Source organism: Prevotella pallens ATCC 700821 (genome assembly GCF_000220255.1).
Classification (GTDB): domain Bacteria; phylum Bacteroidota; class Bacteroidia; order Bacteroidales; family Bacteroidaceae; genus Prevotella; species Prevotella pallens.
The window spans coordinates 165,025-184,168 of sequence record NZ_GL982513.1; the positions used below are offsets into that span (position 1 = coordinate 165,025).

At 33.5% G+C, this 19,144-nt stretch carries 18 protein-coding genes, 1 tRNA gene and 1 pseudogene; 4 read left to right on the forward strand and 16 right to left on the reverse strand.

Going from position 1 to position 19,144, the window contains the following annotated elements; translation table 11 throughout:
* Positions 1–12 precede the first annotated feature (12 nt).
* Positions 13–1,422 (forward strand): radical SAM peptide maturase, encoded by a 1,410-nt coding sequence (locus tag HMPREF9144_RS00655; protein ID WP_006043842.1) that lies wholly within the window; start codon positions 13–15, stop codon positions 1,420–1,422.
* Positions 1,419–2,561: a hypothetical protein gene (locus tag HMPREF9144_RS00660; RefSeq protein ID WP_006043843.1), complete on the forward strand. Its 1,143-nt coding sequence runs from the start codon at positions 1,419–1,421 to the stop codon at positions 2,559–2,561. The genes HMPREF9144_RS00655 and HMPREF9144_RS00660 overlap by 4 nt, the downstream gene beginning before the upstream one ends.
* Before the next feature lie 208 nt (positions 2,562–2,769).
* Here HMPREF9144_RS00660 and HMPREF9144_RS00665 read toward each other — a convergent pair whose 3' ends face one another.
* The 10 genes and pseudogenes from HMPREF9144_RS00665 to HMPREF9144_RS14050 form a co-directional block, all read right to left on the reverse strand.
* On the reverse strand, positions 2,770–3,012 hold the full coding sequence (locus HMPREF9144_RS00665) for a hypothetical protein (protein ID WP_006043844.1): 243 nt from the start codon (positions 3,010–3,012) through the stop codon (positions 2,770–2,772).
* A gap of 886 nt (positions 3,013–3,898) precedes the next feature.
* Complete coding sequence (locus tag HMPREF9144_RS00675) at positions 3,899–4,513, reverse strand: hypothetical protein (protein ID WP_006043847.1); 615 nt, start codon at positions 4,511–4,513, stop codon at positions 3,899–3,901.
* Positions 4,514–4,515: 2 nt separating this feature from the next.
* Positions 4,516–4,875 (reverse strand): hypothetical protein, encoded by a 360-nt coding sequence (locus tag HMPREF9144_RS00680; RefSeq protein WP_006043848.1) that lies wholly within the window; start codon positions 4,873–4,875, stop codon positions 4,516–4,518.
* Positions 4,868–5,593: a TIGR04255 family protein gene (locus HMPREF9144_RS00685; RefSeq protein WP_006043849.1), complete on the reverse strand. Its 726-nt coding sequence runs from the start codon at positions 5,591–5,593 to the stop codon at positions 4,868–4,870. Before HMPREF9144_RS00685 ends, HMPREF9144_RS00680 begins: the two co-directional genes overlap by 8 nt.
* Positions 5,594–5,875: 282 nt before the next feature.
* Positions 5,876–6,072, reverse strand: a pseudogene (locus HMPREF9144_RS00690) (hypothetical protein); the annotation flags it as partial.
* Positions 6,073–6,637: 565 nt separating this feature from the next.
* Positions 6,638–6,708 (reverse strand) — tRNA-Gln (locus tag HMPREF9144_RS00695).
* 277 nt (positions 6,709–6,985) lie between these two features.
* On the reverse strand, positions 6,986–7,675 hold the full coding sequence (locus tag HMPREF9144_RS00700) for a HEAT repeat domain-containing protein (protein ID WP_006043851.1): 690 nt from the start codon (positions 7,673–7,675) through the stop codon (positions 6,986–6,988).
* 508 nt (positions 7,676–8,183) lie between these two features.
* Positions 8,184–8,702 carry a hypothetical protein gene (locus HMPREF9144_RS00705; RefSeq protein WP_006043852.1) on the reverse strand — a complete coding sequence of 173 codons (519 nt, stop codon included), beginning with the start codon at positions 8,700–8,702 and terminating at the stop codon, positions 8,184–8,186.
* Between the two features lie 77 nt (positions 8,703–8,779).
* Positions 8,780–9,034, reverse strand: a complete 255-nt coding sequence (locus HMPREF9144_RS14045; RefSeq protein ID WP_428838906.1) for an RHS repeat domain-containing protein — start codon at positions 9,032–9,034, stop codon at positions 8,780–8,782.
* Complete coding sequence (locus tag HMPREF9144_RS14050) at positions 8,970–9,113, reverse strand: hypothetical protein (protein ID WP_006043853.1); 144 nt, start codon at positions 9,111–9,113, stop codon at positions 8,970–8,972. Before HMPREF9144_RS14050 ends, HMPREF9144_RS14045 begins: the two co-directional genes overlap by 65 nt.
* 156 nt (positions 9,114–9,269) lie before the next feature.
* Here HMPREF9144_RS14050 and HMPREF9144_RS13190 point away from each other — a divergent pair, with 156 nt between their 5' ends.
* Positions 9,270–9,632, forward strand: coding sequence for a hypothetical protein (locus tag HMPREF9144_RS13190; RefSeq protein ID WP_006043854.1), 363 nt, complete (start codon positions 9,270–9,272; stop codon positions 9,630–9,632).
* A gap of 635 nt (positions 9,633–10,267) precedes the next feature.
* Here the strand turns inward: HMPREF9144_RS13190 and HMPREF9144_RS00715 are convergent.
* From HMPREF9144_RS00715 to HMPREF9144_RS00725, 3 genes are all read right to left on the reverse strand, one after another.
* Positions 10,268–11,830 (reverse strand): hypothetical protein, encoded by a 1,563-nt coding sequence (locus HMPREF9144_RS00715; RefSeq protein WP_006043857.1) that lies wholly within the window; start codon positions 11,828–11,830, stop codon positions 10,268–10,270.
* Positions 11,831–11,973: 143 nt separating this feature from the next.
* A complete protein-coding gene (locus tag HMPREF9144_RS00720) occupies positions 11,974–13,275 on the reverse strand; it encodes a fibronectin type III domain-containing protein (protein ID WP_006043859.1) in 1,302 nt (433 codons plus the stop codon).
* A complete protein-coding gene (locus HMPREF9144_RS00725; RefSeq protein ID WP_006043860.1) occupies positions 13,272–13,757 on the reverse strand; it encodes a T9SS type A sorting domain-containing protein in 486 nt (161 codons plus the stop codon). The genes HMPREF9144_RS00720 and HMPREF9144_RS00725 overlap by 4 nt, the downstream gene beginning before the upstream one ends.
* A 643-nt stretch (positions 13,758–14,400) precedes the next feature.
* On the opposite strand from HMPREF9144_RS00725, the gene HMPREF9144_RS13195 reads away from it, so the two are divergent.
* A complete protein-coding gene (locus HMPREF9144_RS13195; RefSeq protein WP_006043861.1) occupies positions 14,401–14,574 on the forward strand; it encodes a hypothetical protein in 174 nt (57 codons plus the stop codon).
* Positions 14,575–14,857: 283 nt separating this feature from the next.
* Here HMPREF9144_RS13195 and HMPREF9144_RS00730 read toward each other — a convergent pair whose 3' ends face one another.
* From HMPREF9144_RS00730 to HMPREF9144_RS00740, 3 genes are all read right to left on the reverse strand, one after another.
* Positions 14,858–16,525 carry a hypothetical protein gene (locus HMPREF9144_RS00730; RefSeq protein ID WP_156792518.1) on the reverse strand — a complete coding sequence of 556 codons (1,668 nt, stop codon included), beginning with the start codon at positions 16,523–16,525 and terminating at the stop codon, positions 14,858–14,860.
* Between the two features lie 286 nt (positions 16,526–16,811).
* Entirely contained in the window at positions 16,812–18,242 is a 1,431-nt protein-coding gene (locus HMPREF9144_RS00735; RefSeq protein WP_006043863.1) for a hypothetical protein, read from the reverse strand.
* On the reverse strand, positions 18,239–18,709 hold the full coding sequence (locus HMPREF9144_RS00740) for a T9SS type A sorting domain-containing protein (protein ID WP_006043864.1): 471 nt from the start codon (positions 18,707–18,709) through the stop codon (positions 18,239–18,241). Before HMPREF9144_RS00740 ends, HMPREF9144_RS00735 begins: the two co-directional genes overlap by 4 nt.
* Positions 18,710–19,144 lie beyond the last annotated feature (435 nt).

The following is a 19,144-nucleotide window of genomic DNA, read 5'->3' on the forward strand; positions in this document are numbered from 1 at the left end:
TATTTTACGCATATGGAAGCTATAGTATTTCAAACTCAAAACGAAAATTCTTATTTGTATAGTCCTTTGAAAAAGGCAATATTGCCATTATCAAAGAATGTGTACGATATAATTTCAAACGATAGAAATGAAGGAGACGAAACATTTCGACAGTTAAAGCAATATGGATATCTTGATAAATATACTTCATCTTTTGATAGTTATATAACAGGAAATACTATACAAGGAGTATTGGTAAAACTGTCACAAATCATATTTGAGACAACAACACTCTGTAATCTTAGATGCGAATATTGTTGCTATAGCGAAGGATATGATACATTTGATAGCCGAAGAGGTATGTTGGGGAATCTGAAATTTGAAACGGCCAAAAGCATAATTGATTATTTGGCAATTCTTTTTCAGAAAGAGCCTCTATCAAATGCACCTAAAGAACCTTTTGCCATCAGTTTCTATGGAGGTGAGCCATTGATGAATTTCGATGTAGTGCGCCAAATTGTAGAATATGCAGAGCGTATTGATTTTCGCAACCGTTCATTGTTTTTTACAATGACAACAAATGCAATGCTTCTATCAAAATATGCGGATTTTTTGTCACGTCACAAATTCAAAATGCTAATTAGTCTTGATGGCAACAAGGAAAACGACTCTTATAGAATAACTCCTAATGGGAATCCTTCGTTTGACATCGTAATGAAGAACTTGAAGTGTGTTGAGAATTTATATTCAGAATGGTTCGCAACATTTCGCTATAATGCGGTTTTCACAAATAAAAGTGATGTAAGGGAAATTGTTGATTGGTTTAAGATGCAATTTAACACAACGCCGAATTTTAGCCCACTTCATGTTCCTACCGAGGATGCAAAAGATGGAAACAGAATTCTATCTATGCTTAAAACATTTGAAATTCCAGAGGATATAGAGTTGGTTCCAAGTTTAATCACTCAAAATCCACTCTTTAATCGAATTTTGGTTTTTACTACAAGGTTGTTGAATAATTCAGTTAGCAAAGAGAGTGAGCTACTCGTAGATGAAAGTATTGAGAATAGTACCTTGCCAACTGGTACATGTATTCCATTTTCAAAACGACTTTTCGTAAGCTATAATGGGAAAATACATCCATGTGAAAAAGTCAATAGGGATTCACCGTTAGGATATATTGACAATAGTGGCTGTGTTCATATTGATTGCAATGAGGTAGCAAATGGATTTATGAAAAGAATCGCAGAAGTTTCGTCTTTATGCAAGAAATGCTACATGCAATTTTGTTGCACTAAATGTTCTTTTTGTTACAGCAATGGTAAATGTGAAGAGTTTACTTCAAAAAGTAAATTCGCAAAACTATTGTCAGATGCTGTATCATACATAGAATCCCATCCTGACATAATAGAAGTGCTTGAAGAAAACATTATAATAAAATGAACAGACTGTACATAATTTTTCCACATTGCTATATCAAGGCAACATCAAAAGAATTGCTCATATATGATACAATAAAGTTTAGTAGCATATATATGAGGAATATTGCCGTCCCATATAAAGCCGTCAATACATTAAACCAGTTCGGTTATATAGATGATTGCGATGACAACAAGTCTATTTTGCAAAAAATCGCCTACAACGGATTCGGATATTTCATACAACCAAACAAATCAATGCCTTATTTCCCCAAACGAGGATTACAAATAATGACCTCCTTAAATAAAGAAAACAAAGCTTTAGGGCACAACTTGGCATCATATACAAATATGATGTTGAAATCTATCACTTTTTTACTTAATAATACATTGTCTATAAATCTCAATTCATTTGCTTACAAGCAATTAGGGTATCCAAAAGTTAATCATACAGAGATTGACATAGACAAAATATTACTGCAACTTATTTCTTTTGACCTGGAAAGAATTATCTTGTCTGGAGAAATTTCATGCGATAAGTTGGAAAGAATTTTAAATCTTGCCCAAACAAGAAACATACTTGTTGTTTTTAGAGTTCATTACTTGGCTTATCCTATTCAACATATACAAGATATGTTACGCAAGTATAGAACAATAATGGTAGAATTGCTTATCGATTCAGCTACCCCCTTAGATATTATAAACCTAAGAGAAGAAAGGTTAATCCTAAAATATATTGTAACAAATAATTCTGATTTAGACAAGCTTACGGGTGCAAAAGAAAATATAGTATTATGTCCTATATTCTTGGATGAAAAGAATATTACCCTACAGCCACAAATGGTTATAACCAAAGACGAGGTTCTTAAAATCAATCAAAATCTAAAAGACTGTTATTTGAAAGATTGCATAAATACATCATACTTTGGCCATATAACAATCAATTATGATGGGATGGTCTATTGTGTAAATCAGCAAATTGAGTCTTTACAAAATCGAGACCTTGCTTGTATTATTAATAAATGGGTTGGTTCACAAGACTGCTATTGGTATTTCACACGAAATAAGAAATTGGAATGTAAGGATTGTGCACTTCAGGTTCTATGCCCTTCCATATCAATTTATGAGCAACTAAAAATATACAAATGTCCTTGTAGGGTTTAGACTTCACTTTGTTATACATGAAGTCTTGTTTTAGCAAAAAACGAGGCTTCATGTATTGTTTAGTCCAAATTCTCCGACGTAATATCTATCGTGTTTTAGGTATATAACTTATCCATACAAACAGAATCCTTTATCTTGATTGAGATTTCTTTTTTTCTTTATAGAATATACCCAATCCTACTTTTTGTGTTCCGTCCCAATTCGTAAGTTAGTCAGCGCACCCATTAGAACCGCCAAGTGAAACGTATGTGTCTGCGCTGCATGACATATAGTCAACAAAAGCGAGAAAGTTGTCAATGGCGTTGTCTGTGAATTGAACTTCATTCTTGGCGAAGAGTCTTGTCCAGCTGGTGACACATTCTTGCTTGAAGTCTGTAAAACCTTCGTTACCATTCAGCGTGAATAGAGAATTTGCCGAAACTCTATATACTACTATAAGTTTGAAAAACATTTGCTGTCATTTTTAACATTTGCTGTAGTTAATTGTTTTTCAACTCATTACAAACAATCTTCGAATGACAGAAGTGACAGCAAAATAAATTTTGTGCGCAAAGCCTGTTAAGGCGTTTCTTTATTTTACCTCGCATATTTACGAAAGCTACCAAGATTTCTATATTTTTGAGTAAGCCAATAAAGAGGTATAGACTGCCTAAAACACCTGTATTTTCCAACACCATTGGCGTTGCATTTAAACACCAAGCACAAAGAATATTTATTTGTTAGAAAAAAATAATTATTAATTCAGAATTTGTAATTAAAAAAATTCTGAATTAAATAATACCTCAATTCCGCAGTATTTTTTCTTGTGAGAAAATTTTATATGTTGAGATGTCTTTTTGGGGCTCTATATGTTGATATGAGGTGCTTCGGTGTTTCTTGGGTCTTTTCTAAGCATAAAATCCCCCACCCAAACCAATAGGGAAGTATGATAACCACAAAAAATACTTCCATAACAGAATGCTTTACCGCTACTTCCACGTTTGCCCAATACAGATTCGGTAAGTTTTTTCAAAGCCCAACTTTGAGAAAACGTCCATAATATGAAAAACTCCATCGAAAGAAATGATATTCTCGTTTTTAATTGCTACCTTTGTCATGTCAGATTTTTACTTACTTGTTATGTTTGCAGCACCAAGATAGGTGAAATTTCTGACATATCCAAGTTTTTTGAGAACTTTGTTTCTCAGACACTTGGAGTTCTCACAAGAATTTATGCTGCGGAATTAAGGAAATATACAATATTTACAGCGGTTTCTTTTTTATTTTATCTGTTTTATCACTCCAAATTCCTGAAGAACCTTTTATTTGCGACACAGAATCTCACTAAAAGTTGTAACTTATATTTTGGCATCTCTGTCCACATGCTCTTGAATCCTCGTAAAGTGATAGGACAGCTTTAGTAAGAATAAATAGAAACCGTAATTAGATAAGGAGACTTTTCTTGTTTTGGTACAGTTATCAACAATCTCTGAAGTTAGAGGAATGCTTATTGTTCTATCAAATAAGACAAAGCTGTCATATCCTAAAATCGATTTTGTTGGCAAATATAGGATCTGAGAAACAAGTTGGTTTTTTATATCTTTAATATGATTGTCGATTTTAGTTTTTTCAAAATTCTTGTTTTTCAGTTTTTGAAGATATTTTTCCAGATTAAAAATAGGAGCATACATCACACGACACGGATTTAATCGTAGATTACTAATATTCATGTCGCAAGTATTTGAAAGTAAAATAACATTCTCCACACTGCTTTTTATATCAGGAAGATTCCATACTTGGGCTTTGACACAATCTCCCTGAAATAGATTGGGGGCTGAATTTAGAATATTCGTAAAATATTTACCCGAGTCATATCCATTTCCAAAGTTTTTGAGTTCCTTTTTTAAAGAAGTCAACTTGTCTTCTGACAAATATTGCGGAAGGTAACGTTTGATATTTTCTTCTAATTCCATAGTTAAAATAAGTCCCAAAAATCGTCGTCTATAACCTTTGAGAATTCGGAAGGTAGTGGTTTACTTGCTTCCATTATCTTTTCCAATTTCTCTAAGATGTCTACATCTTCTTGCTCACTATACAAAACACTTTGTATACTTACATCATTTTCTGCTGATGCAAAAAAATGATATAGAGAGTTTACACTGTTTGAGATATTACTTCTTTGAGATAAAAATGGCTTAGGGTAATTACTATTGACTTTGACTCTTAAACCATCCCTATAAAATTCTATATTTGGCGAACTTACAAACCCCTCTGATGCTGAAATAACAGAGGATGAGATAAGTAAGCAGCCCATTGTAATAATATTCTTATTCATATTCTTCTACTTCAAAAGAATGTAAAAAATCGTCAGTAAGAAGTTCAAAGAAAGATTCCTTTTGGATAACATGTGCATCTTCTATAATACTATCAAAAGTGTCTATTGACACATTCTTTGTATGGAGATTAATCTCAATTAAAGAGCCGTCATTATCTATTTTTAAATTTTTATTTTTTACATGAACGCCATTTGTAATCTGCAATACTTTAACAAATTTATTAATAGGTAGTTCTGTTCTAAAAATTGTTGGAATAGAAGTAATCTGATTATTATTAATTTTTATTTCACATTTAATTTTCTCAAAAATATTCACATCACGGAAGAAGTCCAAATATTTTAAATTTATGGCAGAAACACCTTTGATTAGGTTATCTTTAAATGTGCCAAATACTTCTGAGGCAAATCGTTTATATGATTCCCAACCTGCATATGCCCCATTAACCCCAAAAGCGATTCCAAATAGTCCAATAAGAATATAATATTCCCCACAATTTATTTTGTACCATGGCTTATCTTTTAAATCAGGGGCATTTCTCCGTATATCTTCTGGTAGATTTAAAATTGGAAGTTTCTCTAATTGTAACAGTTTTTTATCTAATTTGTTTTCTAACAACGAGTATATCAGCCCTACGACGACGTCTTGGTCAACTGTAAATGTACAGTTGACCTGAATTGTTGCATCAATAATTGGGCAAGGTGATATTCTTTTTATCATTTTATGAGTATTTTGCGATTTTGCAAAGTTAAAAAATAATTTTGAACTAAATGTTAACCATTCACTAAATTTTCATACATAAGACTATAATTAACCATAAAATTACAACATTTAATTTGTGCCCGTGCACAATAGTTCTTTATTACAGTTCTTTATTACCTTAATTCCGCAGTATTTTTTCTTGTGAGAAAATTTTATATGTTGAGATGTCTTTTTTTGGGGCTCTATATGTTAATATGAGATGCTTCGGTGTTTCTTGGGTCTTTTCTAAGCATAAAATCCCCCACCCAAACCAATGGGGAAGTATGAAAAACCACAAAAAATACTTCCATAACAGAATGCTTTGCCGCTACTTCCACGTTTTTGCCCAATACAGATTCGGTAAGTTTTTCAAAGCCCAACTTTGAGAAAACGTCCATAATATGATAAATTCCACCGAAAGAAATGATATTCTCGTTTTTAATTGCTACCTTTGTCATGTCAGATTTTTGCTTACTTGTTATGTTTGCAGCACCAAGATAGGTGAAATTTCAGACATATCCAAGTGTTTTGAGAACTTTGTTTCCCAGACACTTGGAGTTCTCACAAGGATTTATGCTGCGGAATTAAGGTAATATTTGAAACATAAAATAGTTTTAAGCCTTTTTTATAATGGCTCAAAATTATTAATCATACAGAAACAACTCTTTTTAGACTGCAATAATACATATTTTCTTTTCGTAAAGTCCCTTCGTGCGGCACAGAGTATTTGGTACGGTACGTAATGGTGTAGCACGGTCTGGTAATTGTCGCTCGAATAGATAGGTGCTATTCATTGAAGTTTAGAAATTGCTGTCACTTCTATCACTCTCATTACCACTATAAATTGCTTATTATCTGCAGATTACACGAAATGTTAAAAATGACAGCAACTTACAATAAAACTATATTGTATATTATTAGTGTTAGAATAAAGATTCTCTAACTTGTATATCCATATCTATTTTCTTGTAAAAGAAAATCGGTTGATATACTGTTTTGTATATCAACCGATTTATTTAAGCGTTGTCCTAAGCGGATTCGAACCACTACAAACAGAACCAAAACCTGTTGTGCTACCATTACACCATAGGACAATTGCGGGTGCAAAGATAATGCTTTTTTGGTTTACGCACAAACTTTTTGTAGAGAAATTGCAAAAATTTATTCCTTTTCTATATTCATAGAATTCTTATATTATAGGTTTTTACACTTAAAATAGCTTATTATCAACCACTTATCTACATCTATTCAGTATAGGCAGCTATAAGAGAATTTTGTTTTTTGGAAACTCTACTTTCTTTATACATTAGGTAAAGCAGACTAAAAACTTTGGTTTGCAAGAGTTGTAAAAACATAAAGAAGAATGCAAACTTACTTTTTAATTTTCTTCAACACCTTATCTTTAGCCTTTGCTATATCGCCAGAAATTTCGCCAGAACACGAATCTTCTTTCAAACCAAATTTCACCTTTGTAAGGTCCTGAAGAACAACTATCATAATGGCAAGCAATTCGTTGTAGGTTTCTTCTGGCATTTTTACATAAATAAAATCTACAATTTGTTGCTTAGTTTCCTTATGTCTAAAAAAAATCTGTCGCATAGCCGATACAATAAATCCACGCAACAAAGCATCTTTTTCGGTAGCATAATGTTCTTTTAAAATTTTAATAGCCTCAGCATCGCCCAACCAGCCACAAGCAATTATGGCTTTGTATCTAATTTCGTTGTCAGCATCGTCAAGATAAGGCAGAATATAGGGCAGATATTCTTTATTGTACGACAATCCTATGAGATGAATGACATTAGATTTTGCCAGAGCATCTGTTTCGGTTTTTAGTTTTTCTTCTAAAAAGAGCACACCTTCTTTTCCACGCTTTAGAAATCCGTTCCCTAAAATTCGTTTCAAATCAGCATTCTTCGAATCTTTAAAATAGCAATAATGGCGTTCCATACCTAATGCAGAACCATCTTTCAATAACATATTCAGAAAGTTATTGTGTACCGTAAAACTATCTGTAGCTAAAGCCTCCTTATAATAAGAGGAAACATCGTTATCGTTCATAATCAATTTAATACTATTTTAAAATATAAATAATCTGTTTATCGTAGTCGTACGCCCATTCGTAATTAGCTATTCAGCATTAATAGTTTAACATTAAACCTTCTTCCAGTCCAGTTTCTAAATGGTGCCAACAAAGCTCTAAACCAAATTGTCTTAACATAAAACTAAAAATAACAGAATATATTGTGCCTTAAGCATTTATTGTATGCCATATTTAATAAAAAGCTTAAATCATTAAGCACCGAAAATATTAATCCTTGTTGTAATGGAATGTGCTTAATAATTCTTGCGCAGTGAGTATAGATTTGCGGTCGCAAAGTCTTAATCCTTGTTGTAATGGAATATACTTAATAATCGTGTTAATGATATGAAAGCGGGTTTGAAACTCGCTAAGTCTTAATCCTTGTTGTAATGGAATATACTTAATAATTATATTTTCTCCAATAACTGATAGTAACTCATAACGCTTTTCTTTCCAAATTCTCTATAGATTTGGCTTTAACATCTCCTATAATGGCTTGATAACAGGCAATTTGTCATTATTGAAGTCAAACTTAAAGACTTTATTATCTGTCAGCGACTTCTGATAAAAGAATTTAGGATATCTCGATGATCCACTTTGAACACCAACGCCTATTGTTGAATCTTTCTTTAGTTTATTCCTTATGGCATTAAATAATCTTTTAATCCCTTCTTTAGGTTCTTTAGAAATCAACCGCAATGAAATCAACTCAACTTCGTTTTCATTTGCCCTTCCTCCTATTCCTTCAATAGTTCCCTTGCATACTTCATCATCATAAAAAGAAATACCTGCTTTGTTGTAATCTTTTAAAGAGACAAAGAAAAACAACTTGTCCTCTATACCATTGCCAATAACACTTCTATAATTTGCCATATTGATTGCTGTACAAAAAACATCTTTTGTGTTCTTTTTCCTAAAATATACAACACAATCATACCTAACTACCATATCGTTAATATATGGCACAAACTCAACCAAAGGCATAATAACATTTATATAAGACATAAGCAATTAATGAGTGTCTATTTTTTGTTTTCCCATCCATCTTTGCCCAGATAATACAAACGTATCTATACATATTGTTAGATTTTATACATAAGAATATAAATTATCTCCCCCGATAACCAAATTGGATTCTGACTAATGTAATTACCTGCACAAGAGTCATAGTAGTGGAAACGGTTATAATACAGTCCCGTCTCAACGTCCTCATACTGACCTTGATACTTAAACGGAATGAAGGAGGAATTATTGTTGTCCTTCCTTCTCTTTCTACCGAAACTGTCGAGTTCCTGCTCCCATACCTTGTTGTAATGGAATATACTTAATGATGACAGCTTGCGAAAAGCAGCTGAATGGCTTACGAAGTCTTAATCCTTGTTGTAATGGAATATACTTAATAATGCAGAGCAGCAAACTCTTAGTCAGCAACTAACAGTCTTAATCCTTGTTGTAATGGAATATACTTAATAATTACAGAAATGAAAAGAACAAGAATGAACTTTTGGTTGTCTTAATCCTTGTTGTAATGGAATATACTTAATAATTAAATGGAAAAGATGCTTTAAAGGCGTGAGGTGCCCGTATGGGAGAGAGTTTTTAGATACCATCAATAGATATTATCCACTGAAAGACTATATAGCCAACAATGATAGATTGCGTGATGGCGTGCAGTACGCTAATATTACTCTTAAAGTAAATGAAAGAAGTATAACACTTAACTTCACTATTGAGGGAAACAATTCGGCAAACTTTACCGCAAAGAAGAAAGATTTTACTGAAGTTATGAGGATGGGAGATTTTACGATACAATTTCCTGCTGATAGTTTTGATGTTTATCATCTCAAATACACTGGAAAGAGTTGCACCTTTGCAAGATACCTGGATAGAACGTTTGCAAAACTCGAGCTTGCTTTCATAGAACCCAACCAATAGGACATAAATAAAAGGTAGCTTAACGGCTATCTTTTATTTACAATCTTCTTTGCTTCTTGCTATTCCAAGCGGTAAGGGGCGAAAGATAATCGTAGGAATATATTTCACGTCTCCATTAAACTCATTTATATTCTTAACATACATCAATAATATTCTATCATCGAACAACATCTTTAATTGATATGCAAAGAAAGGTTCTCCTATTTCTTTAGAAAAGCGGGCATCTACCCAATCATACTTATTTGATAGAAACTCATACGCCTTAATATAATTCCGTCTTGATTATATTGTATCGTTTACTTTGACATCTATTGAAACGGCTATATATTCGCATTTGTTTTTTGTATCCATTGCTTTGCGGTTAGAGTGAATGAGTTTAATCCTGCGCTATTTCTAAACCCATCGAATTCGGTGGGATTAAAATTAGGGTTATTAAGCTGCTCCCATGCTCCCAAATATTCTATTGTAGTTCTTGAACGTAGCCAATTCTGTATTACGTAATCCGTCCTTTCCTTGTTGTAATGGAATATACTTAATAATCACAAAGCCTATTCTGAAGACGAATACTATTTATTCATCTTCAAAACAGGCTTGTCGATTTGTAGTCTTACTTTTAAGTTAAAAGTATTGTGGCTTTATTTCACTATCTTTTCCGACGTTTGCGAACCGTCTATATAAGTGGTAGTTTGAATGTAGACTCCATTTTGTGGATTTTCTACTCTACGACCAGAAAGATCGTAATATTTTATATGGTCTATTTGCTTTACGGTTGCAGCATTTATACCATCGGTTGATATCTGATATTCTGTAATTCCAGAACTTAAACGTGTGTCGCCGTCGATATATAAGGCTTCCATGCCTACTTTTACTTTTGCTTCTTTGTAGAAGTATATTGCTCGTGCATTATCGTCGTACTTATAAAATTGGTATTGGTCCGAGAAAGCATACGGCACATCGGTCATTTCAGCACTCAAGTTTTTGTAAACATCGGGCTTAAATGTTACACGTTCGCCATCTATATATAGATTATAATAAAGATGTGTAGGGTCGAGATAGTTAAAATCGGCTGAATAATAGCTCAATGTAAATTGCAATCCACCAGGCCCTCCCCATGGTTGTGGGTCGTATGCCTGATAAGCTGTGAGTTTTGGTGGCATTGGCGCTGCAGCTTTCTTATTCCATTGGCTAATTAGCGGGTAACGATAAGAGTCGAATATAAAAGTACTTCGGTCGTCGTCCTCACTTTTGTGTATCATTAATAGTCCTTTTGTGCTGAGTTCATTCTTTGTTGCATCGTAAGTAAACACTAATGGTTCGCTACCAATGCATGCTTTGTCGAATTCGTCGCCCATTTCGCTTTTACCTTTTCCCATAACGCCCGATGAAGCATATACATAGCAAGCTGTTGTACGGTCTATTCCGAGATACGATGTACGTGGAAATGTTACAGTTGTTCCGTTTTTTGTACCTTTTATCCAATAACCTTTTACGTTTGCCGATAAATCGCCTAAATAAGCATCGTTACCATCGAAGGCATATTTTACTGGATATAACTGAGATTTTCCGTCCATATCCATATAAAGCATTAATCCTTCGTAGGTTTTTGCCGATGCGGGAGGTGCCAACTTATTATCGTCTTTGCGTATTGCTCTATAAGTTTTTTCGGCATAACTTGTCCATGCACCATTTGGACGGCACATTCCTATCATTTCTTCCGGGTCGAGCACCATTTCAAGTGTATTGTTGCGCCATACATATTTTAGCACTTGTTTTTCTTTCTCTTCGTTTGGCACAAATGTTTCTTTACCATTTCTTGTTCCTTGGTGTATTCGGTAGAGAAAACCATATTTTTGTTCGCCCGTAGAGAAGTCTTCTTCCGAATATATGGCTTGTGGAAGCTGAAATGCAATAGTGTCTCCTTCGGTTTTCTTACCTTTTATCCATGTTTTTGTATAAAGCGAGTTAAGTGGATTTTCAAGATACACTGCTCCATCGTTTCCAAAAACTATTCTTTGCCAATCTCCTGTACTTTTATGTGGCACTCCATAGTAATATACCGATTCAAATCCGGTGGTTGTACGATATAGGTTTATGGTTTCTCCCTCTGCAGGTTGTGTTATTATTGTTGGTGTTTCTTGTGCTATTGCTGTTGCTGCGCAAAGAAAAACCGAAAAAAGAAAAATATAAATTTTCCGCATAAATAATATTGGTTTTAAAGTTGTTTGCTAAAATGTTTCTGGTTAAAGATAATTTATAAAAAGCAAATAAAGTATATGGTATTTGTTTGCTTAAAAATAGAAGTAAACCACACCATATACTTTATATATTTATTAAACTATCGTTAGTTCTGAATCATTTGGAATTTAGCTTGTGCCTTTTTGCCTGTCATTATTGGCATTGTTGTTACACCATACGATGTACTATTTTCTAAACGCATAGGTACAGTTACCTTACTTTCTGATTCGCCATTACCTGTAGTGAACTCAACTTTTACAAGTGGTCCCCATTCTTCGTTTATATTTTTAGCCAACGAACAAGCATAATATGTTGTATTTGGGTCTGCACTCCATGTAGCATTATCTACACCATACTGATTCCAATATGGATCTTGTGCACGGTCTGTTTTCAATAAATTAATTACACCCGTTTCTCCCATATCAGCTTTATCGTAAGCTGTTTTTTCTATAATAATATCTCTATGAACAGAGCATTCTGCATTTGGAGTATAAATTACACGTTGATAGAAAGCATCGCCACTTTTTGCAAATTCTTTTATTTCAATATCTACTTTTGCTATACCTGTTCCGCCAAGTTTCTTTGTTGTTACTGGAACTATAACCATATCTGCATAAGTTTCTGCTTTATCCCACGCTTGTATATATATTTCGTATTTAGTATTTGGCTCCATTCCTGTCCATTCGTGTTCTCCTTCGCCAGTTCTTGGCACTCCCCAGCGTTTTATCATATCGCCCATGTTGCTTAATCCCATCATCGGGCCAAATTGTTCGAATTGTTCTTGTGCTTTTCCTTCAGGGAAAATACAAACTGCATAGCCTGCAACATCGGCATTTGGTGTAAATTTTGCTTTAATTGTTGTTGCTGTTGTGCTTACTATTTCGCCTTTTATCTGTGGATTTCCAACAAGTGGTTTCTTTGGTGTTGTAAATTCTGCTTTCGACATACTACAAGCTACACCATATTTATCGTAACCAAGTGTAAGAACCGTATAAGGTGTGTTGTCTTTAAATGGTTCGTCAAAACCTGTCATTTGTGCATTTGTAAAATCGTCTTGCATCATTGTTGCATTTATTCTTTCAAAATAAGAAGCTGCAACGTCGTCGCTGGTTATTCTGCTTGACAACGATTTTGGAATACAAGTAATTTTATAGCCAACACACTCTGGAGTTTTCTGAACTGCTACCCAAAGTGTATCGCCAGAAGCACCACTTTTATAGTCTTTATAGGTTACATCGGCAGCAACTCTTCCTTCTACATTTGCAAAGAAAATGCTGTCTACACGGTCTACTATAAATGCTTTGTGCAAATTGTTCTTTTCTAATACAACTAAACGGTTAGGTTCGGTCTGTGCAAATGTTGCAAGACTAAAAATTGCCATTAGGCAAAGTAATATTTTCTTTTTCATTGTTTTACAAATTTAAAGGTTGTGTTTTTAAGTTTAATAATAAATACGCCATTGTGTAGGTTAGAAACTTCAATTCCTTCGCCGTCAGACACTTTTGCACGCAACAAAGTTTGTCCGTTCAGGTCGAAAATTGCAACTTCTGCCTTTTCGGCACCTAATCCGCTAAAATAAATCATATCGCCTCGTTGCGACATTTTTATTTTTTCTGCTTCGGTGTTGCCCACTTTACCAATTCCACTGGGAGTTGATACAAATTTAATTCCCTTAATGACCGATAGTTTCCACACAGGTTCTACCGAGAACTTGCTACCTATAATATGCATACCATTGGCATCGAAGGTTATCTTCTGAATGTCTGTAATGGCATACTTGCCGACATCTCCTGAATGTGGCGTAACCACAAGTTGTGTCTGCGCGTAGGTTTGCGAGAAACTCATTGTCATTATGACTGTTAGTACAGCTAAAAAAGTGTTTCTTTTCATAATGAATGATGTTTAAGCTAATGTTTAAAATTATATAATTTAAAATTTCTTCAATCTGTTAGGTTCACTTTCGTATAGATTTCGCCTGTAATCTCATTCGCCAGAATAAAGTGCCTATAACACTCTTCGTATTAGAGGTTCTATGAAATCTTTGTAAAGGTACAAGTAAATTCGGAAAAAACTTAATTTATTTTAAATATTTTGTAGCAAATTAACATCGCTATACATTTTTTCGTAAACCATATTATAGTTTATACCATTCAGCATAAAAAGAACGCAAAGTGTTTGCAATAAGTATGTTTCAACATTGTGTACAAAAATTAGGCTATTATGATAGGGAAGAAAAACAAAACGAGAAAAACAGAAATAATAATTAAAAAAACTCTGGAAACATAATAAGAAAAAATTTTTTTCTCATTATTATTTCGGTGGAATACACTTGCAACTTGCTTTTCTTTTAAACCAATATATAAATATTAGCAAAATTGAAATAGCAAAAACTTGTTTTACACCAAGAAAAGCCCCATTTATATAAATAAAGTTCGTATTTTGTACTATTTATCCATCATTTTTATTACCTTTGCAACCGATTTAATTTAGAGATAACCAACCGAAAATAATACGTACAGAAGAAATAAATGATATGAAGGATAATAAAAAAGTATATTCTCAGCCACAAACAACGCTGCTTTATATGGAAAATCAAGAAATGATTTGCAGTAGTGTTCAACCAAATCCAAGTAGTTCTATCCAAACAGATAGTAGTTACGGCAATGGCGGTGAGCATAATGGTGGTGGAGAAGGAAACGATTTATAATTACGAGTTATAAAGAAACAGAAATAACACAATAGAGATGTACTTATTTGGTACATCTCTATTGTGTTATATAGCATTTATATACTATGTTTAGTATAGAGCTTTTAAAACTAATAATAAAAAAATGAGCAAACTATGGGAAGTTTGCTCATTTTCTATTTCTCGTTTGTCTATTTTATCTATTAGTACCTAATGAAAGCTCGGGTAGCTCCCCATTGATCAGTTTTATTTGCATCGTTAATTTGTGGCCAATCGAGCTTTTTAGTAATCTTTGTACGAATCATTATAGTATAAGATTTTCCGTGTGTATCGGCTGTCCAATAGAAACCTGCAGCAGGACTTCCACCAGCTTGTAAGAACAAAATTTGTACAAGTTGATATTGTAAATCACTTGAATACCATACTTCGTCATTTTTTCTTTTTTACCTATAATAGATTCAAAGCCAAATGTTCTATAAGCATCGTCCCATTCTCCCCAACTTGGTAAATACCATTTAGCATTTGCAATACCACCTGTCAAATTTACACCTGGAGAATAGTGTGCTGCAGCATAAAAAGCATCAAAGTTTTCATTATCAGCTTTTACTTTTCCTCCTGATGGATCAGCCCAAGTTGTATTTGGTTCATATGTAGTTTCATAACCATCATATTTTGGAGTTTGGGTATTTATATTATGTAAATATGTCGCATTATTGGAATTATTTCTTGACCAAGGACCAAGATACCAACTACCTTGTCCTCCTGTTCTAGGATATTTCGCATCATTCAAAGCAATTGCAAATTTATGACCATTATGTGTACCAACATATAATGCTATTGGTGTGCGATTTCCTTTATTTCCCATTGTTCCTTCCGTACCATCGCTGAAAAGATAGGTAGCAGTATAATAAACTGTGGTTGAAACTATATATTCATACCCGCTTTTTAGTCCACCTGTAATAGGATTACTTATTTTTAGCGATTTACCTGCAATTGATTTTTTGTATATAGTACCAGCAATACCAGTCTTAAATTGGAATTTCAACTTTGTAATATCAGTTCCTGGCAAGAAAAACATTGCATTATTGCTTAAAATATAAGAATTATCACCATCAACTACATTTCCAGTAAAGCTAACAAAGTCGTTTGTTTGCCCAGCAGTACTATTATTTGTAGGTGTTATTGTACCATTTGTTGCATTAAGAGTCATAGTTGAAGGGATAGAATTGGCATTATATACAAAATGTCCATTAGTTGGGCCTTCAAATGGAGTCTGTTCTGTATATGGCATCCCGTTTGCTGTTTTAGAAGCTCTATCAAACTTAGCAGAGAAAGCTTTAATCTTAAATTTTACTTTCGCAAAGTATGGTTTAAGAGTAAATGTTAGTTTTGTTTTAAGCTGATTATTAATTGTTACATTACCCTCATACAAATAAGGTTCATTCTCACCATTCTCAAGTTTAGCTACGTAATTACCATTTTCTAACTCGAAATCTTGATTCTTAAAAACATAGAATTTATAACTACCTGGTGCAAGATATTTCTCTGGATTAGAGCCATCTTTCATTGTGTAGGTGCCGTCTGATTTATAGTTTATCTCCCATTTTTGTTTCAATTCTGTGCCTTGATATGCAAGTATTGTATAATCTCCTGCAGGAGCTTGCCCCACTGCACGAGTATTTGCTGTTTTTGTGGGAGTTTCTACAACTTCTACAAGTGCTTCTAAGCCATTTCCAAGATTTTCTGTTGAAGACGACACTACACGTCCTTCGTTTTCTTGGGCAGCTCGCGAAACTTCTGAATATTTATTTGTTGTAATACCAAAAGAAACTAAGCTTCCTTGTGGACCAGCTGGCTGGTTTTCTTCGTCGATTGCCGAATTGCTATCCGAATTTGAACATGCTGTAAAGAGAGTTGCTGTCAATAAAAGCACAAAAGACAGTAACCATTGAGTTGTTTTCTTTTTATTCATTGCTTGTTTTTTGTTAATCCTGAGTAAGAAAATAGCCATATCACTATTTCTATTTCTCTATTAGTTATATCCTTTTTTTATACTATTTACAAGTTTCCGGGTGCAAAGGTAGCACTTTTTATTAAAAAATATGGCATAACGAACACCATTTTAAAGAAATAAGAACGAAAAAATGCTCCTGCTATCTACGAATTTTATTCGTAATGGCAGGAGCATTTTTATTATGGTTGTGCTATTTGCTATTTCAACCGAAAAAGAATAGCATATTTGGTTTTTGGCTTATTCTTTAAAATTCGGTTGGTTGGAACGAAATAGAGAACCAACCCATTTGAAGAATATCAGTTAAATCGAATTGAACCATCACGTTATTCTGGCTATTTATAAAGGTTGGCAATGCACTTACACCTTCTTTATTTACATAACCATTTTTTTGAAGTAAATCTACAATATAAGGTGAACGAGCAGTTAGGTTATTAAAGGTAATAACCAAAGCAGCTGCATATTTACCGCCGTCGTCCATTAGAAGAATTTTTGGGAAATCTTCTGAATCGGTGTTTATAACTATACCTAAATCTATTTTTTCTTCGCTCTTATAATAAGGCAATTTACGATATTCGGCAACTACCTCGTCTAATGTTTTATTGCCAAACTCTGTTAAAGGCATTGGGAAATTAACAGTAAGTGGTGGAACTTGTCCTGTTAAATCAGAATAAGCATAGTGCATTTGTGGTAGATATTCTGTTTTTCCCTGTGTTTTATCTTGCATTTTTACGTAACAAACCGATTTTTGGTCGTAGTTATAGTAAATAACATCGCCTTCAGAATCGTACATACCCGTATAGATATAATTTGTTTCCTTTAGATAGTTTGTTATTTCTTTAGGTGTAGGTACATTTTGGGCATCTACAAATAACGAAGCTTCTTCCAAGCTATTTTTTGTGTAAACATCGAACCAATATTTTACGCTCTTCCAACGTGTTTCGCCCGTGTTATAAACATAAATACCGTTTTCTGGTTTAGATTTTTCGGTATTTAGAGTATGGTTCATACGTTTTTCAAATAGCTGCATTAGTTCTACAGTGGCACCTTTTCCGTAGAATGGTGTCCATGCTCCGGTAGTTTCATCGGTTAAAAACGAAATTCTTGTCCACGATGTAAAACTATCGTCATGTGGTCCGAAGAAATATTCTGCTCCATTTCCTGTATTATTAATAAACACCACTGTTTTTGCAGTTTTGTTTACATATACTTTTACATCATTGTTTAGCGAAGCTTTTGTTTCAAGTTCGTAACCTTGCTTACGTAAAAAGGCTTTAAACGCATCTATTTTGTTGGTTTCAAGTGTGCTTTTTGCATACATATATACACCTTGTCCGTTGCCATTATATTCCCAGTGTACAGTTTTTCCATTAACTGTTTTTTCTAATATAAGTTTTCCGCTATTAGGTTGTGTAGCTGTAAAGCCTTTTGCCTCTTCGGTTGCTTTAAGTTCTGTAAGAGTTTTTGTGAAATCGGCTGCAGGAAGTTCAAAATTTTCTTCTGTAACACTTGGTGTTGTACTATTGTCGGTATCAAAGAAAACTAAACTGTCTACTTCTTCAGACTTAAATACTTGTTTTTTTCCATTTTTGTAAATGTAAACACCTTGTGCAGATGCTGCAACGGCACATAAAAGAAATGCAAAGGTGAGGGCTGTAGATATGAAAGACTTTTTCATTTTTTTATAAACTTAAATGATTTGTATTGTGTTTTAACGATATATATACCTGGTTGGAAATTGCTAAGCGAAACGGTTAAGCTACCATCTGCACCAATTTTATAGCTTTGGGCAAGTTGTCCGGCATTATTATATATGCGAACAGTTTCGCCAGATTTAAATTCAGTAAATGTCATCGACTCTTGTGTAAGTGTAGCATTTCCACTTTTATTGGTTGTTGTTGCCGATTCTATACCATCAGTCTGGTCGTCGAAAGTAACTCGTTGAATATCTGTAACAGCATATAGTAAATCTACTGTTTTAGATTTAAGACGTACATTGTCGTTTTCTACAGTCATTGTAGGACGTTCGGAAAGATTGTACGATACTTTTTGTCCGTTAGTAAGCCAAACCAGTATTTTTGTTGGCTGTGCACAGACAGTTATTGCTGCCATAAGGAGCAATTGTAAAAGACAAATTTTCTTCATACTAATTCGTTTTTAATATAATTTCCTATTTTTTTGTTTATTCTCTTTGCATTTACATTTACTTACGACTATATTGTCGAGATTTTGACATTCGAACTATTATTTCGTTGTATAAGTTTTTGCCAGCTATTGTTGTTATGCACCTATATAGATTAATGTTATTGCATTGGTATTTTTTGCTTTATTGCCCTTCGTTCTATTTATAATATGGCAACTTTTTTATTCTATTGTTTTATTCTTTTAAATAAAAGAGGCGCAAAACACCTAAGCCATAGTTCAGTGTCAGTTATAGATTTCTTGTTCTTACTGTATCCGCTGTATTACAGATTGTAGATTCTGGCTGCAAATATAGCAATATTATTTTAAAACATAATATTTCTTTTGCAAAAAAGAAGTTCTTTTCTACTATTTCTTACTATTAGTGTTCAAAAAGTC